Source organism: Paraconexibacter antarcticus (assembly GCF_024220175.1).
GTDB classification, from domain to species: Bacteria; Actinomycetota; Thermoleophilia; order Solirubrobacterales; family Solirubrobacteraceae; genus Paraconexibacter; species Paraconexibacter antarcticus.
Map to the genome: position 1 here is coordinate 1390028 of NZ_CP098502.1, position 21646 is coordinate 1411673.

18 protein-coding genes are annotated in these 21646 nt (G+C 73.6%); 12 read left to right on the plus strand and 6 right to left on the minus strand.

The features are described from left to right. Positions 1–17: 17 nt before the first annotated feature. Positions 18–203: a hypothetical protein gene (locus NBH00_RS06965; RefSeq protein WP_254572622.1), complete on the minus strand. Its 186-nt coding sequence runs from the start codon at positions 201–203 to the stop codon at positions 18–20. Between the two features lie 308 nt (positions 204–511). Then, positions 512–781 carry a hypothetical protein gene (locus NBH00_RS06970; RefSeq protein ID WP_254572623.1) on the minus strand — a complete coding sequence of 90 codons (270 nt, stop codon included), beginning with the start codon at positions 779–781 and terminating at the stop codon, positions 512–514. Positions 782–809: 28 nt separating this feature from the next. On the opposite strand from NBH00_RS06970, the gene NBH00_RS06975 reads away from it, so the two are divergent. The 3 genes from NBH00_RS06975 (at position 810) to NBH00_RS06985 (ending at position 4216) form a co-directional block, all read left to right on the plus strand. Continuing rightward, a complete protein-coding gene (locus NBH00_RS06975; protein WP_254572624.1) occupies positions 810–1538 on the plus strand; it encodes an enoyl-CoA hydratase/isomerase family protein in 729 nt (242 codons plus the stop codon). A 92-nt stretch (positions 1539–1630) separates the two neighbouring features. Next, complete coding sequence (locus NBH00_RS06980; RefSeq protein WP_254572625.1) at positions 1631–2038, plus strand: hypothetical protein; 408 nt, start codon at positions 1631–1633, stop codon at positions 2036–2038. Positions 2039–2095: 57 nt separating this feature from the next. Further along, positions 2096–4216 carry an ABC-F family ATP-binding cassette domain-containing protein gene (locus tag NBH00_RS06985; RefSeq protein ID WP_254572626.1) on the plus strand — a complete coding sequence of 707 codons (2121 nt, stop codon included), beginning with the start codon at positions 2096–2098 and terminating at the stop codon, positions 4214–4216. Between the two features lie 172 nt (positions 4217–4388). On the opposite strand, the gene NBH00_RS06990 is transcribed toward NBH00_RS06985, so the two are convergent. Beyond that, a complete protein-coding gene (locus NBH00_RS06990) occupies positions 4389–5294 on the minus strand; it encodes a DUF559 domain-containing protein (RefSeq protein WP_254572627.1) in 906 nt (301 codons plus the stop codon). Between the two features lie 39 nt (positions 5295–5333). Continuing rightward, positions 5334–7589 carry a glycoside hydrolase family 31 protein gene (locus NBH00_RS06995; protein WP_254572628.1) on the minus strand — a complete coding sequence of 752 codons (2256 nt, stop codon included), beginning with the start codon at positions 7587–7589 and terminating at the stop codon, positions 5334–5336. Positions 7590–7740: 151 nt separating this feature from the next. On the opposite strand from NBH00_RS06995, the gene NBH00_RS07000 reads away from it, so the two are divergent. From NBH00_RS07000 to NBH00_RS07040, 9 genes are all read left to right on the plus strand, one after another. Then, on the plus strand, positions 7741–10050 hold the full coding sequence (locus tag NBH00_RS07000; protein WP_254572629.1) for a glycosyltransferase: 2310 nt from the start codon (positions 7741–7743) through the stop codon (positions 10048–10050). Further along, positions 10040–11242, plus strand: coding sequence for a glycosyltransferase (locus NBH00_RS07005; protein WP_254572630.1), 1203 nt, complete (start codon positions 10040–10042; stop codon positions 11240–11242). Before NBH00_RS07000 ends, NBH00_RS07005 begins: the two co-directional genes overlap by 11 nt. Beyond that, positions 11239–11991, plus strand: coding sequence for a DUF2334 domain-containing protein (locus NBH00_RS07010; RefSeq protein WP_254572631.1), 753 nt, complete (start codon positions 11239–11241; stop codon positions 11989–11991). The genes NBH00_RS07005 and NBH00_RS07010 overlap by 4 nt, the downstream gene beginning before the upstream one ends. Positions 11992–12017: 26 nt before the next feature. Continuing rightward, positions 12018–13301: an MGH1-like glycoside hydrolase domain-containing protein gene (locus NBH00_RS07015; protein ID WP_254573770.1), complete on the plus strand. Its 1284-nt coding sequence runs from the start codon at positions 12018–12020 to the stop codon at positions 13299–13301. A gap of 7 nt (positions 13302–13308) precedes the next feature. Continuing rightward, positions 13309–14742, plus strand: a complete 1434-nt coding sequence (locus NBH00_RS07020; RefSeq protein ID WP_254572632.1) for an alpha-amylase family glycosyl hydrolase — start codon at positions 13309–13311, stop codon at positions 14740–14742. A gap of 73 nt (positions 14743–14815) precedes the next feature. Beyond that, the gene (locus NBH00_RS07025) at positions 14816–16066 is read left to right on the plus strand and encodes an ABC transporter substrate-binding protein (protein ID WP_254572633.1); all 1251 of its coding nucleotides are present in this window, start codon (positions 14816–14818) and stop codon (positions 16064–16066) included. A gap of 3 nt (positions 16067–16069) precedes the next feature. Beyond that, positions 16070–16984 (plus strand): carbohydrate ABC transporter permease, encoded by a 915-nt coding sequence (locus NBH00_RS07030; RefSeq protein WP_254572634.1) that lies wholly within the window; start codon positions 16070–16072, stop codon positions 16982–16984. Then, complete coding sequence (locus NBH00_RS07035) at positions 16981–17817, plus strand: carbohydrate ABC transporter permease (RefSeq protein WP_302182710.1); 837 nt, start codon at positions 16981–16983, stop codon at positions 17815–17817. Before NBH00_RS07030 ends, NBH00_RS07035 begins: the two co-directional genes overlap by 4 nt. Positions 17818–17828: 11 nt before the next feature. Beyond that, a complete protein-coding gene (locus NBH00_RS07040; protein ID WP_254572635.1) occupies positions 17829–19007 on the plus strand; it encodes an ABC transporter ATP-binding protein in 1179 nt (392 codons plus the stop codon). A gap of 69 nt (positions 19008–19076) precedes the next feature. On the opposite strand, the gene NBH00_RS07045 is transcribed toward NBH00_RS07040, so the two are convergent. Together NBH00_RS07045 and NBH00_RS07050 are read right to left on the minus strand one after the other, a co-directional pair. Then, positions 19077–19916 carry a ParB N-terminal domain-containing protein gene (locus NBH00_RS07045; protein WP_254572636.1) on the minus strand — a complete coding sequence of 280 codons (840 nt, stop codon included), beginning with the start codon at positions 19914–19916 and terminating at the stop codon, positions 19077–19079. A 29-nt stretch (positions 19917–19945) separates the two neighbouring features. Next, positions 19946–21355, minus strand: coding sequence for a DHA2 family efflux MFS transporter permease subunit (locus NBH00_RS07050; RefSeq protein ID WP_302182741.1), 1410 nt, complete (start codon positions 21353–21355; stop codon positions 19946–19948). Positions 21356–21646: the final 291 nt, after the last annotated feature.

A 21646-nucleotide genomic window follows, 5' to 3' on the forward strand; every position in this document is an offset into this window, starting at 1 on the left:
GGTGCACGCGCGCGACATCAGCCCGTCGCGCGCACGCACCCCTCGATGCCGTAGCGTCGGGCGAAGCGTGCGTTGACCTCGGCGAGCCGGTCTATCCGCTGTGCCAGCGCGGCGATCCCGGCGTCATCCCGGCGCGCGAACGCTGACGCGAGGGCGACGACGAGCTCCTCACCACGCCGTTGCGCAGCGATCCACTCCTTCACGCGGTCATGATCGCCTTCGGGCGGGGTCAGCGCATCGAGGCTCGTGAGGTACCGCCGGGCGGTCGCGGCGCGGGCACGCGTGAGGACGGCGACGTCGCGATAGACGACGGCCGGGTCGCTCGCGCGCTGGGCGGTCGCGATCTTCGCCTCGAGGACGGTCGCGGCCCGGTCGGCCCGAGCGCAGATGCGGCCCGCGGCGGCGGCGAAGCGGTCGTGCTCGCTCGTCGAGGCGCCGCAGCCCGCGAGCGCAAGGAGGCAGCCGCCGAGGACGACGAGCCAGGCGGGGCCCGGCCGGCGGAGGGGTCTGGCTACCAGCCGCCCTTCCAGACGGTGCTGGAGCCGCGGGCCTTCGTGGCGGCCTTGCGGGCGTCCTTGCGCTTCTCCAGGTGGCCCTGGAGCATCGACATGCAGAAGATGAAGATCGGGAAGAACGCGATGAGGATGAAGCCCGCGTTCGTGACCTTCTTGTCGTCCGCCTCGCCGATCGCGCCCTGACCGGAGTTCTGGGCGATCGCCATCGGCGCCGTCAGCGCGCAGAAGACGATGAGGGAGGTGCAGGTCAGGAGGAGTCGGCGCATCCCGGCAATCGTATAGAACGACGGGCCTATGAGCCTCCTCGAGCACGAGCGTCCGGACGCCGGGATCGCGGTCCTGCGTCTCAACCGCCCCGAGGTGCGCAACGCGATGGATCGCGCGCTGCTCGCGGAGCTCGAGACGGCGCTCGCGGCCCTGGCGGCGGACGAGGAGCTGCGCGTACTCGTCGTCTCGACGACGAACGTCCGGGCGCTGTGCGCGGGCGCGGACGTGGGGGAGACGCTCACGGCGGCCGAGGGGGTCGAGCGGATGGAGGCGTTCGCCCGCTTCTACAGCGCGATCGAGGCCTTCCCGGCGGTGACGGTCGCCGTCGCCGTGGGCAACTGCGTCGGCGCGGGGGCGGAGCTCGTCGCCGGCTGCGACCTGCGCGTCGCGGGCGACAACCTGAAGCTCGCGTGGGCGGGCGCGCGGCTCGGGGTGCCGGTCGGCCCCGCCCGGCTGGCGCCGCTCGTCGGCCTGGCGATCGCGAAGGAGCTCGTCTTCACCGGTCGGGTCGTGGGGGCGGACGAGGCGGCGGCGCTGCACCTCGCGTCGCGGGTCGTCGCCGCGGACGAGGCGGAGGCGGCGGCGGTCGACCTCGCCCGGGCGGTCGCGGCGAACAACGGCCCGGGGATCCGCGGGCTGAAGCGGAAGTTCCACGCGTACGCGTCCATCGCGGCGCACGTCGCGGACGAGAACGCCGCGCTCGTCGCCTTCCAGCGGGACGGCGGTGGGCTGCCGCAGGGCGCCGGGCGGGAGTGACCGCCCAGGCCTTCCGTGCGGGGGCCCGGGTGGCGTAGGGTCGGTCGCCGTCAGTCCCATTTTCCGCCGTACCGACCGAAGGACGCCACGCGATGCCACGGATGCAGCAGATCATCGAGACCCTCGAGGCCGAGCGTGCCGAGCTGCTCGAGCGGGTCGTGTGGATCGAGAAGAAGATCGAGGAGTTCCGGGCCGAGCAGGAGGAGCAGGCCGGTCGCCCGCCGTCGGCGGCTCCCGGGCCCGTGCCGGCGCCGAAGCGCGCGGTGCGCCGGGGGACGGCCGCGCGCGCGTCCAACCGCCGCCACGCGGCGCGGGACCTGAAGCCCGACGTCGCCTCGGAGATCATCACGTTCCTGCAGGCGCACCCGGAGTCGACCGCGGGCGCGGTCGCCAAGGGCCTGAACGCCGACCGCACGACGATCGCCGCGAAGCTCGCGACGATGGTGAAGACCGGGGAGATCGCCAAGGCGAAGAAGGGGTACGCGGCCCTGGCCGAGTAGGAGGGGGGCCTGGCAGCCGCGCGGTGCCCCGGGGGCGGGACGACCTACCCTGTGGGCATGGCGGTCGTCATCGCATCGGATCTCGGGAAGGACATGGCCGGCGAGCCCCTGCTCCGCGGGGTCTCGTTCAAGGTCGAGCGGCGTGAGCGGCTGACGATCGCCGGCCGCAACGGCGCGGGCAAGACGACGCTGCTGCGGATGCTCTCGGGGGAGACCGGGATCGACGTCGGCGAGCTCATCCTCGCGAAGGGCACCCGGATGGCCCTCCACGACCAGCGCCCGCCGCGCGAGCAGGGCATGTCGCTGCGCGAGTACGTCCTGTCCGCGTGCAAGGAGCCGCTGGAGCTCGAGGCGGAGCTCGCGCGGCTCGAGCAGAAGATGGGCGAGGGCGACGAGAAGGTCTTCGACCGCTACGCGAAGGTCCAGGCGCAGTTCGAGACCGTCGGCGGGTACGGGTGGCGCGACCGCGCCGGCGTGATGATCCACGGCCTCGGGTTCGTCGACGCCGACCTCGAGCGGTCGCTGGAGACGTTCTCCGGCGGGCAGCTGACGCGGGCCTCGCTGGCGCGCGCGCTCGCCGCCGAGCCCGACCTGCTGCTCCTCGACGAGCCGACGAACCACCTGGACCTCGAGTCGCTCGAGTGGCTCGAGCAGACGCTGACGACGCTCGACACCGCGATCATCATGGTCGCCCACGACCGCTGGTTCCTCGAGGCGGTCGGCACCCACGTCCTCGACCTCGAGGCCGGCCGCGCGAAGTACTTCAAGGGCACCTGGCACCAGTGGCGGCGCGAGCAGGCCATGCGCGAGATGGCCCTCGGCAAGGCGATCGAGAAGCAGAAGGCCGAGATCGCGCGTCTGGAGGGCTTCGTCGAGCGGTTCCGCGCGAAGGCGACGAAGGCCAAGCAGGCGCAGTCGCGGGTGAAGAAGCTCGAGAAGATCGACAAGATCGAGCGCGATCCGAAGGCGGGCGCGGCGCTCGAGTTCGAGTTCAAGAAGGTCGCGCGGTCCGGCCGCGTCATCTTCGAGCTGACCGGCGCGCACCTCGCGGTACCCGCCGATCCGCCGAAGACGCTCGTCGACAACGCCGAGATGTGGCTTGAGCGCGGGGAGCATGTGACGCTCGTCGGGCCGAACGGCGCGGGCAAGACGACGCTCATCGAGGCACTGGCGGGGCGGCGGCCGTTCGACGAGGGCAAGCTCTCGCTCGGGCACAACGTCGAGCTCGCTTACCTGTCGCAGCACGGCGACGAGCTCGGCTGGGGCGGTGCGCGGACGGTCGTCGAGGCGTGCGTCAAGCGGACGGGCCTGCCGCCGAACCAGGCGCGGGCGCTCCTCGGACGGTTCCTCTTCAGCGGCGAGGAGGCCGAGAAGCCGCTCGACGGGCTCTCCGGCGGCGAGCGCCAGCGGCTCTCGCTGGCGATCCTCGTGTCCGCGGGCGCGAACGTCCTCATCCTCGACGAGCCGACGAACCACCTCGACATCGAGTCCCGCGAGGCGCTCGAGGACGCGCTGAAGGGCTACGAGGGCGCGATCCTGCTCGTCTCGCACGACCGGGCGCTGCTCGAGGCCGTCGGCACCCGGACGATCGCGGTGCAGGACTACGGCCTGCACTCCTACGTCGGCGGCTGGCCCGAGTACCTGCGCATCCGGGACGAGCGGCGGGCCCTGGGCCTGCCGTCCCCGCCGATGCCCACGCCGCGCCTGAACCCGCTCGGCGCCGGGCGTGAGGAGCGGGACGCCGACGGCCGCGCGATCCAGCGGTCGGACGGGGCGGCTGCGGTGGCTTCGGCTTCGGGAGCCGGTGGTGCGGTTTCCGGGGCGGGGTCCAGCGGCGGGTTGAACGGCGGCAAAGACGGGGGTGGGGGTGCCGGCGCCGGGGCGGCTTCCGCGGGGCGCAACGGGAGCTCCGTCGCTGACGGCGGCGCCGGCGCGGGCGCTGCGGTGAAGGCCGCTGCGCCGTCCAAGAACGCGCTGCGCGAGCTCGCGAAGCTCGAGAAGGCGGTCGAGGACGCCGAGGCGGCGCTCGTCGTGCTGGAGGAGGAGCTCGCGGGGCCCGAGGCCTGGGCGACCCCCTACGAGACCCAGAAGTCGACCGCCCGCCACACCGCCGCCAAGCGCGCGGTCGAGCAGGCGTACGAGGCCCTCGAGGCCCACATGGAGCGCACCGGGGCCTGACCCCGCCGCCTCCCGCCTCCCGCCCGCGCCCCCGACGGCGCCGTGCGGTCCCGTGGGGGAATAGTCCCCACCAGGCCGCACACCGACCGCGCCCATCTGGGGCGTGCGGTCCCGTGGGGGAATAGTCCCCACCAGGCCGCACGCCGGCCGCGCCGATGTGGGGCGTGCGTGGTCAGCGGGTGGTCCCCGCCAGGAGCCGGCGGATGCGCTGGGCGGTGTGGCCGGCCTCGTCGGCGTGGAGGTCGTCCCAGACGAGCCGGAAGATCCGGTACCCCGCGAGCTGGTAGTCCCCGTCACGGTGGCGGTCGGCGCGCATCTGAGCACGGCGCTCGTGGTACGCGCGGCCGTCGAGTTCGATCACGAGCCGCTCGGGCCGGTAGATGCAGTCCGCTCGGTGGCCGGCCACGACCTGGTTCAGCTCCGTCGGTCGCGGAAGCCCCCGCGCGACGAGGAAGCGCTGGAATCGCCGCTCCAACTCCGACTTCGTGTGGGCGTCGTCGGCCTCGATGAGGCGGCGGACGCGGCCGCGTCCGCGCCGGCCGGGCGCCCGATCCTGGGCGTCGCGAATCCGTACGAGGTCCAGGGTCGGAAGGTCGTCGGCAAGTTGCCGGAACGCGCTCCAGTCGAGTACGTCGGCGAGATCCACGAGCGTCCGCGGGATGGTCGTCACCCGGAACGGGCCCCGGCGGAACGTGTCGGCGCGCGGCAGGCTCTTCACGCGGTGGACGACGAGCGCGCCACGGGTCGTCGTCTCGTCGGTCGTGCTGAGGTGGATCCGACGGTCCGCGGCCGGGACACGCCATCCGTGGAACGCGCCCGCCGTGTGGTGCGAGAGGACATCGGCGTGACCGCACGACCACTGCGCTGCGAGCCAGTGACCCTCGTCGCGAAGGACGGTGTGCCCCAAGGCGTACACCTCGGCCCCGACGCGCGTCAGCCGGTGCGTGGCCAGGCGGTCCTGGATGTGATGCTGCTCGAGCCCATGGGCGATGAGCTGGGCGTGGGTGAGCAGGCCGTACTGGCGGTTGGCGAGCTTGAACAGGTCGCGGTCACTGTGCGTGCGGCGTGGTGGGGGCATATCCCCTACTAGGCCGCACGCCGTCGGATTCGCCCCCCCTCAGCGCTCCGTGAAGGTCACCGTGCGGTTGGCGGAGACCGACCAGCCGCGGGACGCCGACCACGTCACGCGCGTCCCGTCCGCGAGGAGCGCGGAGGCCCGGCCGCAGCGCGGGCGGCCCCACAGCGTCGCCTCCAGCGGCCGCTCGGCCTCGGGGACGTCGCCGAGGCCGCGGGCGACGTGGCCGGCCGGCAGCGTGACGACGATCGCGCCCTCGCGGACCCACACCGGGATCGTCTCCAGGGGAGCGGGGGCGACGACCTCGCGGCCTCCGCGCACGCGTTCGCCGTCCCACGCCTGGATCCACCGGCCGGGCGGGAGGACGACCTCGCGCTCGCGGGCGCCCTCCTCGACGACGGGGGCGACCCACAGCGACGGCCCGTACCCGAAGGCGTCGGCGACCGCCCACGCCCCGTCGTCGCCCGGCGCGAGGAGCGAGAGCGGGCGGACGATCGGCACGCCGGTGCGGGCGCAGGTCGCCGCGGCGGCCCGCACGTAGGGGACGAGGCGCTCGTGGAGCAGCACGTACGCGCGGTAGATGGCGAGCGTCTGCGGGTCGTACGTCCACGGCTCCTGCTGCAGCCGCCCGTGGGCCTGCATGAGCGGCGTGAAGCAGCCGAGCTGGACCCAGCGCAGCAGCAGCTCCTTCGGGCAGCGGCGGATGCCGCCCTCGCCGAGGTAGCCGCCGACGTCGTGCGAGAGGTTCGAGAAGCCGGACGCCGCGGCCGAGATCGTGCAGGCGACGAGCGCCCGCAGCGACCAGAAGTCCGACGCCTGGTCGCCCGCCCAGAGCATCCCGGTGGCCTGCTGACCCGACCACCCCGACCGCCCGAAGAGCACGCCGTTGCCCGGCCCGTGCACGTCGTCGAGCGCCGCCTGCATCGAGCGCCGGTAGCCGTCGCCGAGCCGCCACGCGGACTGCGCGCCCGTCGTGCCGTCGGCGAGCCGCACGTCGTCCGGGAAGTAGTAGCCCTCGCCGTCGTCCGCCTTGATGCCCTCGACGCCGAGCCGCAGCGCGCTCTTCGCCTGCTCGCGCCACCACGACTCGGCGGCCGGCGACGTGAAGTCGACCGGCGACCCCGTGCCCATCCACCAGCGCGCGACGTACGGCTCATCCACCTCGGCCGCCCGGACGAACGCACCGGCGCGCACCCCGTCCGCGTAGTTCGACGCGGGCGCGCGGTGCAGCCGGCGCGACCCCGGGTCCGGCGGGATCTGCCCGTCGAGCGAGTCGAGGTTCGTCCACGGCACGACCCACACGACCGTCCGCACCCCGCCGGCCCGCATCCGCGCCACCATCCCGGAGAAGTCGGGGAACTGGTGGGGGTTCGGGATCCAGGTGTTGTACTGCGTCTCCCACGGGGAATCGAGGACGACGGCGTCGAGCGGGATGCCGTGCCAGCGACAGCCGTCGACGTCCTCGAGCACGTCGTCCTGGTGCTCGTAGACATCGCGCGACTTCCAGAAGCCGTAGCCCCACTCGGCGAGGACGGGCGGGACGCCGGTGCGTCGCAGGTAGCGCCGCAGCCGCGCGGCGGGCGTGCGGTCGGTGAAGACGTGCAGGCGCAGCGGCCCGCTCGAGGCGCGGACGCTCACCGCGGTCCGGGCCCGCACACCGCCGATGTCGAAGCGCGTCCCGTTGCCGTAGGTGTCGCACCACACGCCGTACCCGCGGGAGGACTGAAGCCACGGCGCCGGCGCGTAGTCGCCCTGCGGGATGCCGCCGAGCTCGAGCATGTCCGGCGGGCAGTCCGGGCCCGTGTAGCGGCGGTCCGCGCCGAGCTGGACCTCGCGGTCACGGTGGTCGACGGTGTGCGCGTGGTGCGCGCCGAGCCCGCCGAAGCGCTCCTCCGAGCGCAGGTCCCACTCGGCGGCGAGGCGCAGCAGCGACCCGTCGTCGTCCGCGGTGAGCTCCAGCGCGAGCTCGTGCGGCGCCGGGAACGTGAGCCGCAGCTCCGCGTGCCGGCCGCCCTGCAGGGTGAGCGCGAGGACGACCCCGTCGGCGAGGGACTCGGCCACCGACGCGGTCACCGCCCGCTCCGGGAAGCCGCGCGTCTCCTTCGGGATGACACCCTCGGTGAGCTGGAGGAAGCGGTCCTCGACCGTCCCCTCGCAGGCCCACACGTGCAGGCCGCGGAGCAGGCGCCGCCCGTCGCGACGCAGGTGGATCCGGAGCGGGTGGAGCTTGACCTCGAGCTCCAGCGGGCCGCGCGAGAGCACGACGCGCTCACGCGCGGCGACGACGGTGGCGGGCATCTGCGACCCATCTTGGCCGCCTTCCGACCGACCTGACCGGGCCTTCACCACCCGGTCACAGCATGTTGGCGCGATCGTCACAGAAGGCCCGGCTACGCAGGCGAATCTCCATCGCGTGAATCCCATCGACGACGATCAGCGAGGCGCACCGATGACCCTCCCGCAGCGCAAGACCAGCCGGGCCGACCTGCACTGCCACTCCACCGCCAGCGTGCTCTCCAAGCTCGGGGTTCAGCGCTCCCTCGGCCTCCCGGAGTGCGCGACGCCGCCCGAGGACGTCCTCGAGCTGGCGACCCGCCGCGGCATGGACTTCGTGACGATCACCGACCACGACACGATCGTCGGTGCCCAGCAGATCGAGGACGACCCGCGCGTGTTCCTCAGCGAGGAGCTCACCGCCTGGTTCAAGGGCGAGCCCCAGGCGGTGCACGTCCTCTGCTACGGCATCACCCCCGACGACCACGACTGGCTGCAGGCGCACAACCGGGACGTCGAGGCCTGCGCCGAATACCTCCGCGAGCACGAGATCACCTCGGCGCTCGCGCACCCCTTCTACGCGGTCGAGGCGCCGCTGACCCCGCGCCACCGCCGCCGCCTCGCGCAGCTCTTCCCGGTGTGGGAGACGCGCAACGGCTCCCGGGCCCGCGAGCTGAACCAGCCCTCGGCGGTCTACATCGAGACGCACGGCGGCATCGGGATCGGCGGCAGCGACGACCACGCGGGCGTCGACATCGGCCGCACCTTCACCGAGACGCCGCGCGCCGCCACGTGGCAGGAGTTCCTCGCGAACATCCGCGCCGGCCGCGCCTCCGCCCGCGGCGAGCAGGGCAGCGCCGAGAAGTGGGCGCACGCCGCGATGGGCCTCGCGACCCGCGCGCTCGGGACGCCGCCCGCCGGCCTCACGCCGAAGCCGAACCCCGCCGCCGTGCTCACGATGGTCGAGCGGGTCATGCGCGAGGGCGACGTCCGCGGCGGCGCGATCGGCGCCGACCTCGGACCGGAGGACGCCCGCGCGATCCTCCGCGCCTGGCTCGACTCGATCGACCTCGACCTCACCGAGCCCGAGCTCCTCGCCTACCTGCAGGCGGAGGACTTCCAGCACTCCGGCCTCTTCCGCCGCGCGCGCCGCAAGCACGAGCGCAAGTTCGCGGCCACGGTCCACGAGATCGCCGCGCTGGCGGAGCAGCCGATCGCCGGAGCCGACTACCTCGGCGCCGCGGGCAAGCTCTTCGACGCCTGCATCGCCGCCATCCCGTACGCGCCGGCGGCCGCGTTCCTCGGCAAGGAGAAGGGGAAGCTCGTGAGCCGCGACGGCGAGCCCCTCCGCGTCGCGCTCGTCGCCGACGGCGTCGGCGGCATGCACGGGGTCACCCACACGCTCGACGAGATCCGCGAGCGCGGCGTCCCCGGCTTCGAGGTCGAGGTCGTCGGCACGGACGCGAACGTCGACCGCCGCCTCAGCGCCGTCGCCGAGATCGACATCCCCTACTACGCGGGGCTGAAGGTCGGCGTGCCGTCGCTGCCGCAGGTGGTCGAGACGCTCGCCGAGGGCCGCTACGACGTCGTCCACCTCTGCTCGCCCGGCCCGGCCGGCGCGGCGGCGGCGATCATCGCGCGCATCATGGACCTGCCGATCCTCGGCAGCTACCACACCGAGCTCGCCGCCTACGCGGGCCTGCGCAGCGCCGACCCGCAGCTCGAGGTCATGGCGCGGATGGCGGTCGCCGCGTTCTACGGGCAGTGCCGCCAGGTCCTCACCCCGAGCCCGCAGAGCGATGAGGTCCTGCGTCAGATGGGCATCCCGGAGGAGCGCATCGGCCGCTGGGACCGCGGCGTCGACATCGCGCGCTTCGACCCGGCCAAGCGGGACCCCGAGGTGTTCGCCGCCCTCGACGCCCCGGCGGACCGCGTGAACGTCCTCTACGTCGGGCGGCAGACGAAGGAGAAGGGCGCCGACCTCCTCGCCGACGCCTTCCTCACGGCCCGCACCCGTGACGAGCGCCTGCACCTCGTCCTCGCCGGCGGCGGCCCGGAGGAGCAGCAGCTGCGCGCCCGCCTCGGCGAGCACGCGACATTCCTCGGCTGGCAGGAGGGCGAGGAGCTGGCGGTGACGTTCGCGAGCGCCGACGCCTTCCTCTTCGCGAGCCGGACGGACACCTTCGGCCAGGTCCTCCTGGAGGCGCAGGCCTCCGGGCTCCCGGTCATCGCCGTGAACGAGGGCGGGCCGTGCTCGATCATCGAGCACGGCGTCACCGGCCTGCTCGCGGACGCCGACCGGCACGCGCTGGCCGACGCGCTCATCGACGTGGCGAGCTCGCCGCTGCTCCGCGAGCGTCTCACCCGGGCCGGCCTCGCCGCGGTCCGCGAGCGGACGTGGGAGCGCGCGCTCGGCCGGCTCGCCGACGGGTACCACCGGACGCTCGGCCCCGCCGCGCACACGGCGGGCCGTCGTGTCGCCTGAGGCCCTGCTCGACCGCCGCCCGCCGACCGCGGGCGCCCGGGCGGCGACCGCGGGCGCCCGGGCGGCGACCGCGGCCGAGGCCCAGCGCGCGGTCACCCGGCGCCTGCGCGCCGTCCCCGACCGCCCGCTGCGGATCGTCGACGTGACGATGTTCTACGGCGAGCGCAGCGGCGGCATCCGCACATACCTCGACGCGAAGATCGCCGACCACGCGCGGACACGGGCCTACGAGCACCACGTCATCACGCCCGGACCGGTCGAGCGGCACGAGGGCGGGCGGCACGAGCTGCCCGGCCTGCGCGTCGGCCCCGCCAACGGCTATCGCCTGCCGCTCGGCGTCCGCCGCCTGCACCGGACGCTCACCGACCTGCGGCCGGACGTCGTCCTCCTCCACGACCCGTTCTGGGGCCCGCTGGGCGTAACGAGCACCGCGCGCGCGGTGGGCGCCCGCGTCGTCGCGGTCTGCCACGGCTCGAGCGAGCTCGACGCGCGCGGCATCCCCGGCCCGCACGCCGTGTACGCGCCGGTGCTCCGCGCCTGGCTGCGGCGCGCCTACGCCGGGGTCGACGCCCTCATGTCCGTCGCCGACCCGGAGCCCGACTGCGGCCGCCCCGCGACGATCCCGCTGCGGCTCGGCGTCCACGAGGCCTTCCGCCCGCAGCCCGGCGTCGCACGGGGCGACGAGACGCTCTACGTCGGGCGCCTGGCGAGGCAGAAGGGTGTCTTCACGCTGCTCGACGCCGCCGCGGCGGCTGACGCGCCGTGGCCGCTGCGCTTCGTCGGCAGTGGCCCCGCGCGTGAGCCGCTGCAGGCGCGGGCGGAGCGCCTCGGCATCGCGCACCGGGTCGCCTTCGACGAGTTCGTCGCGGACCGCGCGGCGCTGGCGCGGACGTACGCCGCCGCCCGCTGCGTCGTCATGCCCGGGGCCCACGAGACGTTCGGCCTCGTCGGCCTCGAGGCCGCCGCGAGCGGGGCACGCGTCGTCTGCTGCCACACCGCCCCCAGCGGCGCGGCGATCGGGGAGCTCGCGCACGTGTATGCGCCCGGGGACGTCGAGGGCCTCGCGAAGGCGATCGCCTACGCGCGCGCCGCCCCCGTGAAGCACGGCGAGGCGATCGCCCTCTCGCGCCGCTACGCCTGGCCGCGCCGCTTCGCCCAGGAGCTCGAGTCCATGCGGGAGCTCGTGCGGTGAGCGCGCTCCGGGCCCCGCGCCGGATCGCGGTCGCCCTCCACGGCATCGAGCCGGCGACGTTCGAGCGCTGCGCCCTCATCCGCGACTGGCTCGACGACCACGACGTCGACCGCGTGACGCTGCTCGTCGTCCCGGCGAGTGACCTGCACCCGTTCCACGACCGGCGCCCCGAGCTCGCCGAGTGGCTCGCAGAGCGCTCCGGCGGCGGCGACGCGGTCGCGCAGAACGGCTTCCAGCTGCGCCAGGCCCACCCTCCGACGGGGCTGCGCCGGACGATCACCCGCGGTCACGCCCGCGGCCCCGGCTGCCCGGAGTTCGTCGGCCTCGACGACGCCGAGACGCGCCGCGCGGTCCACGCAGGCCGCCGCGTCCTGAAGCTCGCCGGCATCACGCCGCGCGGCTTCGTCGCCCCGGCCTACGCCTACACCGCCGGGCTCGAGCGCGCGCTCGCCCCGTCCTTCGACTGGTGGGCGTCGCTGCACCGGCTCTTCACCGACCACGGGCGCTGCTCGAGCTACCTCCCGTCGATGACGGTCGGCGCGGGCGGGACGCGGATGATCGGCGGACGGCTGACGACGCCCTGGGGCGTCCGGGCGAGCGCGCTGCTCGCCGGCCCGCTGCTGCGCCTGGACCTCCATCCCGCCGACCTCGACGAGCCGGGCCGGATCGCCGCCGCCGAGGCCGTCCTCCGCCGCGCCGGCCGCCGCACCGCGGTGACGTACGACGAGCTGGCGGCCGTCCCCGCGTGAGCCCTGCCGCCGCCGGAGCGCGGCGCGTGACCACCACCTCCACGACCACCACCACGACCGCCATCGCGCCCGCCGACGCCGCCGCCCTGCGCGCCGAGGCCCAGCGCGTCCTGGACGGCAACTGGCGCGAGGGCGTGCGCCGCCGCGACGGCGTGCCCTTCGCCTACACGTGCCCGTCGACGCCGCGCTACCGCCACATGTGGCACTGGGACTCGTGCTTCCACGCGATCGCCCGCGCGGGCCTCGACCCCGTCCGCGCCCGCGCCGAGCTGCGCACCGTCCTGCGGACGGCCGACCCGGACGGCTTCCTCCCGCACACGGTCTTCTGGAACCACCCCGTGGGCTGGCGGCGCGCCCCGTTCTACGCGACCCGCCACGTGCTCGGGAGCACGCGGACCGAGACGATCGACCCACCCCTGCTCGCCGTCGCCTGGGAGCGCGTCGCCGCGGTCAGCGCGACCGACGACCCCGGCTTCGCGACCGAGGCACTGCCGCTCCTCGCCCGGCACCTCGACTGGCTCGAGCACCATCGCGACCCGGACGGCGACGGCCTGCTCACGATCCTCCTGCCCGACGAGTCCGGCGTCGACGACTCCCCGAAGTACGACCCCGTCTACGGCCGCTACGCCCACCACCGCATGGGCTCCTTCCTCCTCATCGAGAACGCACGCCGCTTCGGGTGGGACAGCCGCCGCGTCATCGCGTCGACCGACCTCCACGTCGAGGACGTCCTCGTCACCGTCGCCTACGCGCTGTCGCTGCACGCGATGGCACGGATGACGGGGGACGAGCACTACGCCCGCCGGGCCGCCCGCGCCGAGCAGGCGCTGCTCGACAAGTGCCTGGACCCGGGGACCGGCCTCTTCCTCGACCTCGCCGGCCGCCAGGAGAAGGCCGTCCGCGTGTCGACGTGGACGGCGCTCGCGCCGCTCGCGCTGCCCGGGATCCCCGACGACGTCAAGCACCGCCTCGTCGAGGAGCACGTCCTGCACCCGCGGCGCTACGGGGCGGCGGTGGGCATCCCGTCGGTCGCGATGGAGGAGCCGTCCTTCAACCCGCGCTTCGACCGCTGGCGCTGCTGGCGCGGCCCGTCGTGGGTGAACACCGCGTGGCTGCTCGTCCCGGCGCTGCGCGAGCTCGGCTTCGTCGAGGCGGCCGACGCGATCGTCCGCGGCCACGTCACGGCGGCGCTGCGGGACGGCCTGCGCGAGTACTACGACCCGCGGGACGGCGCCGGGATGGCGGCTCGCGACTTCGGCTGGTCGGCGCTGCTCGTCGACATGGTGCGCGGCGACCCCGGCCGGGCATGATGGCGGCGTGGTCGTCTACCAGATCTACCCGCGCTCCTTCCAGGACTCGAGCGGGGACGGGGTCGGCGACCTGCGCGGCGTCACGCAGCGCCTGGAGCACCTCGCGTGGCTCGGCGTCGACGCCCTCTGGCTCTCGCCGATCCACCCCTCGCCGATGGCCGACGGCGGCTACGACGTCGCGGACTACACGACCGTCGACCCCGCCTTCGGGACCGATGCGGACGCCGACGCGCTCATCGCCCGCGCCCATGCCCTCGGGCTGAAGGTCCTCCTCGACGTCGTCCCCTGCCACACGTCGATCGCGCACGCGTGGTTCCGCGACCATCCCGAGCGCTACGTGTGGGCGCCGGGCGGCGCGGCGGCCACCGGCCCGCCGAACAACTGGGCGGCGGCCTTCGGCGGTCCCGCGTGGTCGCGGGACCCGGCCGGCCGTGGCGTGTACCTGCACTCGTTCTACCCCGAGCAGCCGGACCTCGACTGGCATCGCGAGGACGTGCGCGCGGCGTTCGCGCAGATCCTCGGCGGCTGGCGGACCCGCGGGGTGGACGGGTTCCGCCTCGACGCGCTGCAGCGCCTGGGCAAGGACGCGGCCCTGCGCGACGACCCGCCGGCCTCCGCGCCGCCGCCGCTCCCCGTCCCGCCCGCCGTCGCCGCGCTCGACCTCGTCCACTCCGGCGACGCGCCCGGGGTCACCGAGGCGGCGCTCGAGGCGCTGCGCGAGGGGGCGGGGGCGGACGCGGTCCTCGTCGGCGAGGTCTACCTCCCCGCGGCCCGGCTGCCCCGTTACCTGCGGCAGCTCGACGCCGCGTTCTCGTTCGACCTCCTCTTCGCGCCGCTGGAGGCGGATGCGCTCGCGCGGGCGATCCGGGGCGGCCTGGACGCCGGGACGATGGCGTGGACCGGCGGCAACCACGACTTCTCGCGTCCGGCGACGCGGCTCGGGCCCGACGCCGCCCGCGCCCTCGCGCTGCTGCTCCTCTTCCTGCCCGGCGTCGCCTGCGTCTACCAGGGCGACGAGCTCGGGCTCCCGGACGGCCCCGGCCACCCCGTGAGCACGGACCCGCCCTACGACCGCAACGGCCGCGACCCGTTCCGGCACCCGCTCCCGTGGACGGCGGAGGACGCCGCGCACGGCTTCACGACCGGGACGCCGTGGCTCCCCGTCGTCGCGCCGCCCGAGGGGCCCGCCGACGTCCAGCGCGAGCGGGCCGGCTCGGCGCTGCGCCTGCACCGCGACGCGATCGCCCTGCGGCGGGAGCTCGCCGGGCCGGTCGACGCGCTCACCGCCGAGGACGGCGTCCTGCGCGTCCGGCGCGGCGCCCACGCGCTCGTCGTCAACGCCTCGGCCCGGCCGCTGGCGCTCACCGGCGAGGCTGTGCTCGTCAGCGGCGGCGACGGTCGCACGCTCCCCGCACGAGCCGCCGCGGTTCTCGCCGCATAGCGCCCGGCGCCCCGCCCGACCGACCTCGGAGGGAAATGGTTTGGCGTTCGTGCCGTTGGGCACTAATGGGTCCGTGGTCCGGACGCCCACCCTGCTCCTCGCCCTCGCGGTCGCCTGCCTCGTGCTCGCGTCCTGCGGTGGCTCGTCGTCGTCGAAGGGCGGGACGGTCACGCTGAACTGGTGGGCGTACAACGAGCCGTCGGGCTCCTTCCGGGACGCCGCCGACCGCTGCACGAAGCAGTCGCACGGGGCCTACCGGATCGCCTTCAACGCCCTCGGCAACGATGCGGACACGCAGCGACAGTCGCTCGTCCGCCGGCTCGCCGCGAAGGACTCCTCGATCGACCTCATGAGCATGGACGTCGTCTGGACCGGCGAGTTCGCCCAGGCCGGCTGGATCCGCCCGTGGCCCGCGTCCTTCGCCGCGAAGGTGAAGAAGGGGACCCTCGCGGGCCCGCTCGCCACCGCGATGTACCAGGGCAGGCTCTACGCCGCCCCGGCGAACTCGAACACGCAGCTGCTCTGGTACCGCAAGGACCTCGTGAAGTCCCCGCCCAAGACCTGGGACGCCATGATCGACGCGGCCGTGAAGCTGCCCAAGGCCGGGCGCATCGAGATCCAGGGCGCCGCCTACGAGGGGACGATGGTCTGGTTCAACGCACTCGTCGAGTCGGCCGGCGGGAAGATCCTCGACTCGCCGACGACCGTCGGGTCCGACCGGGCCGCGCTCGCGACCGCCGCGCGGATCATGCACCGGCTCGCGACCTCCAAGGCCGCCGACCCGTCGCTGAAGAACCAGAAGGAGGACCAGAACCGGCTCGCCTTCGAGCAGGGCAAGGCCGCCTTCCAGGTCAACTACCCGTTCATCTATCCGTCGGCGAAGGCGAACAACCCGAAGCTCTTCAAGGAGATCGGGTGGGCGCCGTACCCGGGGGTCAAGGACGGCGTCCCGGCGAAGGCCCCGATCGGCGGCTTCAACTGGGGCGTGAGCTCCTACACGAAGCACCCGCAGCAGGCGTTCGAGGCGGCGACCTGCCTGCGCAGCGCGCAGAACCAGCGCGAGTTCGCGATCAAGGGCGGCCTGCCGCCGACGCTCTCGTCCCTGTACGCCGACCCGAAGTTCAAGAAGGACTACCCGTTCGCCGCGCTCGTGCGCAGGCAGCTCGACCACGCGGGCGTCCGCCCGGTCACACCGCTCTACGCCGACGTGTCGCTCGCCGTCTACACCACCGTCTCGCCGCCCGGGAACATCGACCTGAAGAGCGTCGTGAAGACGCTGCAGAAGCGGATCGGCGACGCGCTCAAGAGCAAGGGGTTGCTGTAAGCCATGGCCCGCGCCGCGAAGAAGCCGCTGACCGACCGCGCCCGCGCCGAGCGCAAGCTCGGGCTCCTCCTCTGCGCCCCGGCGGGCATCGTCATGCTCGCCGTCACCGCGTATCCGATCCTCGACGCGATCTACCTCTCGCTGCTGCGGTCGGACCTGCGCTTCCCGGACAAGAAGGCGTTCATCGGGCTCGACAACTACGTCACGGTCCTCTCCTCGAGCCTGTGGTGGAAGGACGTCTTCCACACCGTCGTGCTCACCGTGGCGTCCGTGAGCCTCGAGCTCGTCCTCGGCATGCTGCTCGCGCTCGTCATGCACCGGGCGCTCTTCGCCCGCGGCCTGCTCCGCACCGCCGCGCTCGTCCCGTACGGCATCGTCACCGTCGTCGCGGCGTTCGCCTGGCGCCTCGCGTGGTCGGGCTCGGAGGGCGGCTTCGTGCCGAAGCTCCTGCACCTCTCCACCGACCCGCTGACCCAGACGAGCACGACGTATCTCGTCGCGATCATGGCCGAGGTCTGGAAGACGACGCCGTTCATGGCGCTGCTGCTCCTCGCCGGCCTCGCGCTCGTCCCCGACGAGCTGCACGAGGCGGCGAAGGTCGACGGCGCGAGCGCCTGGCAGCGCTTCTGGCGGATCACCGTCCCGCTCATGAAGCCCGCGATCCTCGTCGCGCTGCTGTTCCGGACGCTCGACGCCTTCCGCATCTTCGACTCGGTCTACGTCATCTCCAACAACGGCGTGAACCGGCCGCTGGAGAGCGTCTCGGTGCTCGGCTACAACACGCTGCTGAACCGGCTGAACCTCGGTCTCGGGTCGGCGGTCTCGGTGCTGATCTTCCTCTGCGTCATCCTCATCGCGGCGGCCTTCGTCAAGGGCCTCGGCACGTCGCTCGACGAGCAGACGGGGGCCTCGAAATGACCATGCGCACGCGCTACGCCGGCTGGACCGTCGTCCACCTCATCGTCCTGACGTCGGCGCTCTTCCCGGTCCTGTGGATCCTCTCGCTCTCGCTCAAGACGAGCGGCGACGTCGCCGACGGGCGCCTCATCCCGAAGTCGTTCTCGTTCGACAACTACTTCGGCAAGACGGGCATCTTCAAGCAGTCGATCTTCACCGACGCGCTCGTCAACTCGGTCGTCATCGCGTCTATCGCGACCGTCATCTCGGTTGTCCTCGCGTCGATGGCCGCCTACGCGATCGCGCGCCTGGAGTTCCCCGGCAAGCGCCTCATCCTCACGAGCGCGCTCGCCATCGCGATGTTCCCGCCGATCTCGATCGTCGGCCCGCTCTTCAACCTCTGGCGCGACCTCGGCCTCTTCGACACGAAGGCCGGCCTCGTCATCCCGTACATGACGTTCACGCTCCCGCTGGCGATCTACACGCTGAGCGCGTTCTTCCGCGACATCCCCTGGGAGCTCGAGCACGCGGCGCAGATGGACGGCGCGACCCCGGGCCAGGCGTTCCGGAAGGTCATCCTCCCGCTCGCCGCGCCCGGCATCTTCACGACGGCGATCCTCGTCTTCATCTTCGCGTGGAACGACTTCGTCTTCGCGATCTCGCTGACGTCCACCGGCAACGCGCAGACCGTCCCCGCGGCGATCTCGCAGTTCACCGGCGCGTCGCAGTTCACCGCGCCGATCGGCTCGATCGCGGCGGCCGCGGTGGTCGTCACGATCCCGATCATCATCGTCGTCCTCTTCTTCCAGCGCCGGATCGTGGCGGGTCTCACCGCCGGCGCCGTCAAGGGCTAACCGAGGGAACCATGAGCAGCATCAAGCTGAAGGACGTCACGAAGCGCTACGGGGACGGCTACGAGGCCGTCAAGCACCTCGACCTCGACATCGAGGACGGCGAGTTCATGATCCTCGTCGGGCCGTCCGGCTGCGGGAAGTCGACGGCGCTGCGGATGGTCGCGGGGCTCGAGGACATCTCCGAGGGGGACCTCGAGATCGGGGGCCGGCGCGTCAACGACAAGGCGCCGAAGGACCGCGACATCGCGATGGTCTTCCAGAACTACGCGCTCTACCCGCACATGACCGTGCGGGAGAACATGGGCTTCGCGCTGAAGCTCGCGAAGGTCGACGAGGCCGAGATCAAGCGCAAGGTCGACGAGGCCGCCAAGACGCTCGACCTCACCGAGCATCTCGAGCGCAAGCCGGCGAACCTCTCCGGTGGCCAGCGCCAGCGCGTCGCGATGGGCCGGGCGATCGTCCGCGAGCCGGCCGCGTTCCTCATGGACGAGCCGCTGTCGAACCTCGACGCGAAGCTCCGCGTCCAGATGCGCACGGAGGTCTCGCGGATCCAGCAGAGCCTCGGCGTCACGACGATCTACGTCACGCACGACCAGACCGAGGCGATGACGCTCGGTGACCGCGTCGCCGTCATGCGCGCCGGCGTCCTGCAGCAGGTCGACACGCCCCGCGAGCTCTACGAGCACCCGGTGAACCTCTTCGTCGCCGGCTTCATCGGCTCGCCGGCGATGAACTTCTTCCCCGCCCACGTCGACGGCGAGACGCTGAAGCTCCCGATGGGGGAGGTGCCGCTCCCCGACGGGCTGCGCAAGGGCCTCGAGTCCTCCGGTGCGGCGGGCGAGCTCATCGCCGGCCTGCGCCCCGGCGACATGGAGGACGCGGCGATCGTCGACGAGCGCCACCGCGACGAAGGCCACGTCTTCGAGGCGGACATCGAGCTCGTCGAGGCGATGGGCTCGGAGAGCTACGCGTACTTCAAGCTCGAGGGCGCCGCGGCCCAGGCCGACGAGCTCGCCGAGCTCGCGGCCGAGACCGGCGTCGCGGACCTCGGCGGCGGGCGGGACGCGCGGGTCACGGCCCGCCTGAGCGCGGAGTCCGACATCCGCTCGGGGACGAAGGCGAAGCTGTGGATGAACACCGCGCGCCTGCACCTCTTCAACCCGCAGGACGGCGCGGCGATCGGCCGTTAGTGACAGCTGACCTGCGGTGGGCGCGGGTGAGCTGTCACTCACCGCGCCGATGTGGGAGGAGGCCAGGTCTCAGCGCTCGCGACGCACGCGCTCGAGGAGCTCCGGGCTCCACTCGTGCGTCAGCGCGAGCCGGTAGCGCTCGCACCCGACCTCGAGGTAGGCGTCGGCCTCGGTGCCGCCGCCGCGCAGCCCGGCCTCGACGATCATCGCGACGACCGGCTCGAACTCGGTCGCGAACCACAGCGCCGCGGCGTCCTCGCGGTCGAGTACGTCCGGGCGGGTCTGCTGCGCGCGGAAGGCCCACGCCTCGACGCCCTCGGCGAGCGCACCGTAGCGCAGCGCGTCGCTCAGCACGACCCGGGCCGCCCGCTCCGGCGCGAGCGGCACGCGCTCGCGGAAGAGCCGCTCGTGGGACTTGCGGGGCAGGTCGGCGAGCGTCAGGCGGTGGTCCGCCCCGACGCGGGTGACGACCTCGACGACCGACGCGTCGATGGCGTCGCGGCCGAGCGCCCGGGCGACCGACACGCGGTGGTGGCCGTCGCGGACGAAGTACACGTCGCCGACCTGGTAGACGGAGATCGGCGGCAGCGACCCGCCCTCGCGCATGATCTTCGCGATCCGCTCCCAGCGGACGCGGACGGCGGGCGTCGTCGGGCGGAAGGCGCGGTCGAAGCCGGCCTGCGTGCGGCCGACGGTGCCGGCGATCGTGTCGAGGTCGATCGTCTGCAGCCCGGCGTCCCGCTCGCCGGTGCGGCCGAGCGCCGCGACGACCTCGTCGAAGGGGAGGATCGCGCCGACGTCGGGCCCACCCTGCAGGCGCCGGGTAAGCCGCGCGAAGGCCTGCTTCCGGCGGGCGCGGAGGAAGTCGTCGCCGGCGTCGGCGGACGAGAGGCCGGTGGGACCTGGCACACCTGCGGTGTACCCGGGCGAACGGCCCGTCAAGCAGTGGCGGCAGCAGCGGCGGCGGCGCGCCGCGCCGGGCTCCAGAGGAACCGCAGGGCGAGCCCCAGGCCGATCGCGACGGCGCCCGCGCCGAGGAGGAACGCGAGCCGGTAGCCGTGGGCGAGCGCGATGTGCTCGGCGACGCCGTGGTGGGAGAGCGCCTTCGTCCGCGCGGCCGCGATCGTCCCGAGCAGCGCGAGCCCGATCGCGCCGCCGATCTGCACCGAGACGTTGACCATGCCGGACGCGATGCCCGCGTCCTCGGGCGCGACGTCGGCGAGGGCCACCGTGATGAGCGTGAGGAACGAGGTGCCCGCCCCGACGCCGAGCGCCATGTAGGCGAGGAGCATCGCGGGCGCGTAGGGGGTCTGCGCCCCGGTCGTCAGGCCGAGCACCGCGAGGCTGACGGTGAGCGTCGCCATCCCGCCGACGAGGACCGGGAGGACGCCGATCCGCCGTACCAGCCGGTTCGTCAGGCCGAGCGAGAGCGCGGCGACGACGAGCGTCTGGGGAAGGAAGGCCGCGCCGGTGGCGACCGGGCCGTAGCCACGGACGCGCTCGAAGTAGAGCGACCCGAGGAAGAAGGAGGAGTACATACCGACGACGAGCATCGACCGCACGAGGCAGGAGACGACGAGCGTCCGCTGCCGCATGATCCGCGGCGGGAGGATCGGGTTGTCGAGGCGGCTCTCCAGGCGGGAGAAGGCGACGAGCAGGACGAGCGCGACGCCCGCCGTCGCGAGCGTCCCGGGCGATCCCGCGCCGTGGGCCTCGGAGTTGACGATCGCGAAGATGCCCGACATCGAGGCGACGGTGATGAGGACCGAGCCGAGGACGTCGACGCCCTCGCCCATCCCGAGCCCGCGGTCGCGCTCGAGGACCCGCCAGCCGAGGATGAGGCCGGCGATCCCGATGGGGACGTTGATGAAGAAGATCCAGTGCCAGCTGAACGACTGCGTGAGCAGGCCGCCGAGCAGGAGCCCCGTCGAGCCCCCGGCGACGCTGACGAACGTGTAGACGCCCATCGCCCGCGCGCGCTCCCGCGGGTCGGGGAACTCGATGACGATCAGGGCGAGGATCGCGGAGGCGGCGATCGCGCTCCCGACGCCCTGGCCGAAGCGCGCCACGATGAGGACCGCGGCGCTCCCCGCCAGGCCGCAGGCGACCGAGCCGAGCGTGAACACGACGAGGCCGGCGAGGAACATCTTCGTGCGGCCGATGAGGTCGCCGACCCGGCCGCCGAGCAGCAGGAAGCTGCCATAGGCGATGAGGTAGGCGTTCGGGATCCACGTCAGCGAGGAGTTGCTGAAGCGCAGGTCGGACTGGATCGCGGGCAGGGCGACGTTCACGATCGTCGCGTCGAGCACCATCATGAGCTGCCCGAGGCAGACGACGCCGAGGGCGATCCAGCGACGGCGCTCGGCGGTGTGGCGGCCGCCTCGGCCGGGCGGTCCAGCAGGTCCATCCGCCGCAGTCTAGACGGCGCGGAATGGGCCTTCCGCGAACGTGGCGTCCGGTCGCGTCGTCAGTTGCCCGTGTGGCCGCGCGGACCGCACCGAGCAGCCGATGCCGGCGCCGCGGACGGGAAATTGCCGGTCGTGACGGATATCCTGTTTCCGGTCTGACCGTCGATGCTGGCTTGTGCGGACCGCCGTAAGGGGACCCGTGGGTGTGATTTTCCTGTGACTTAAGCTCGC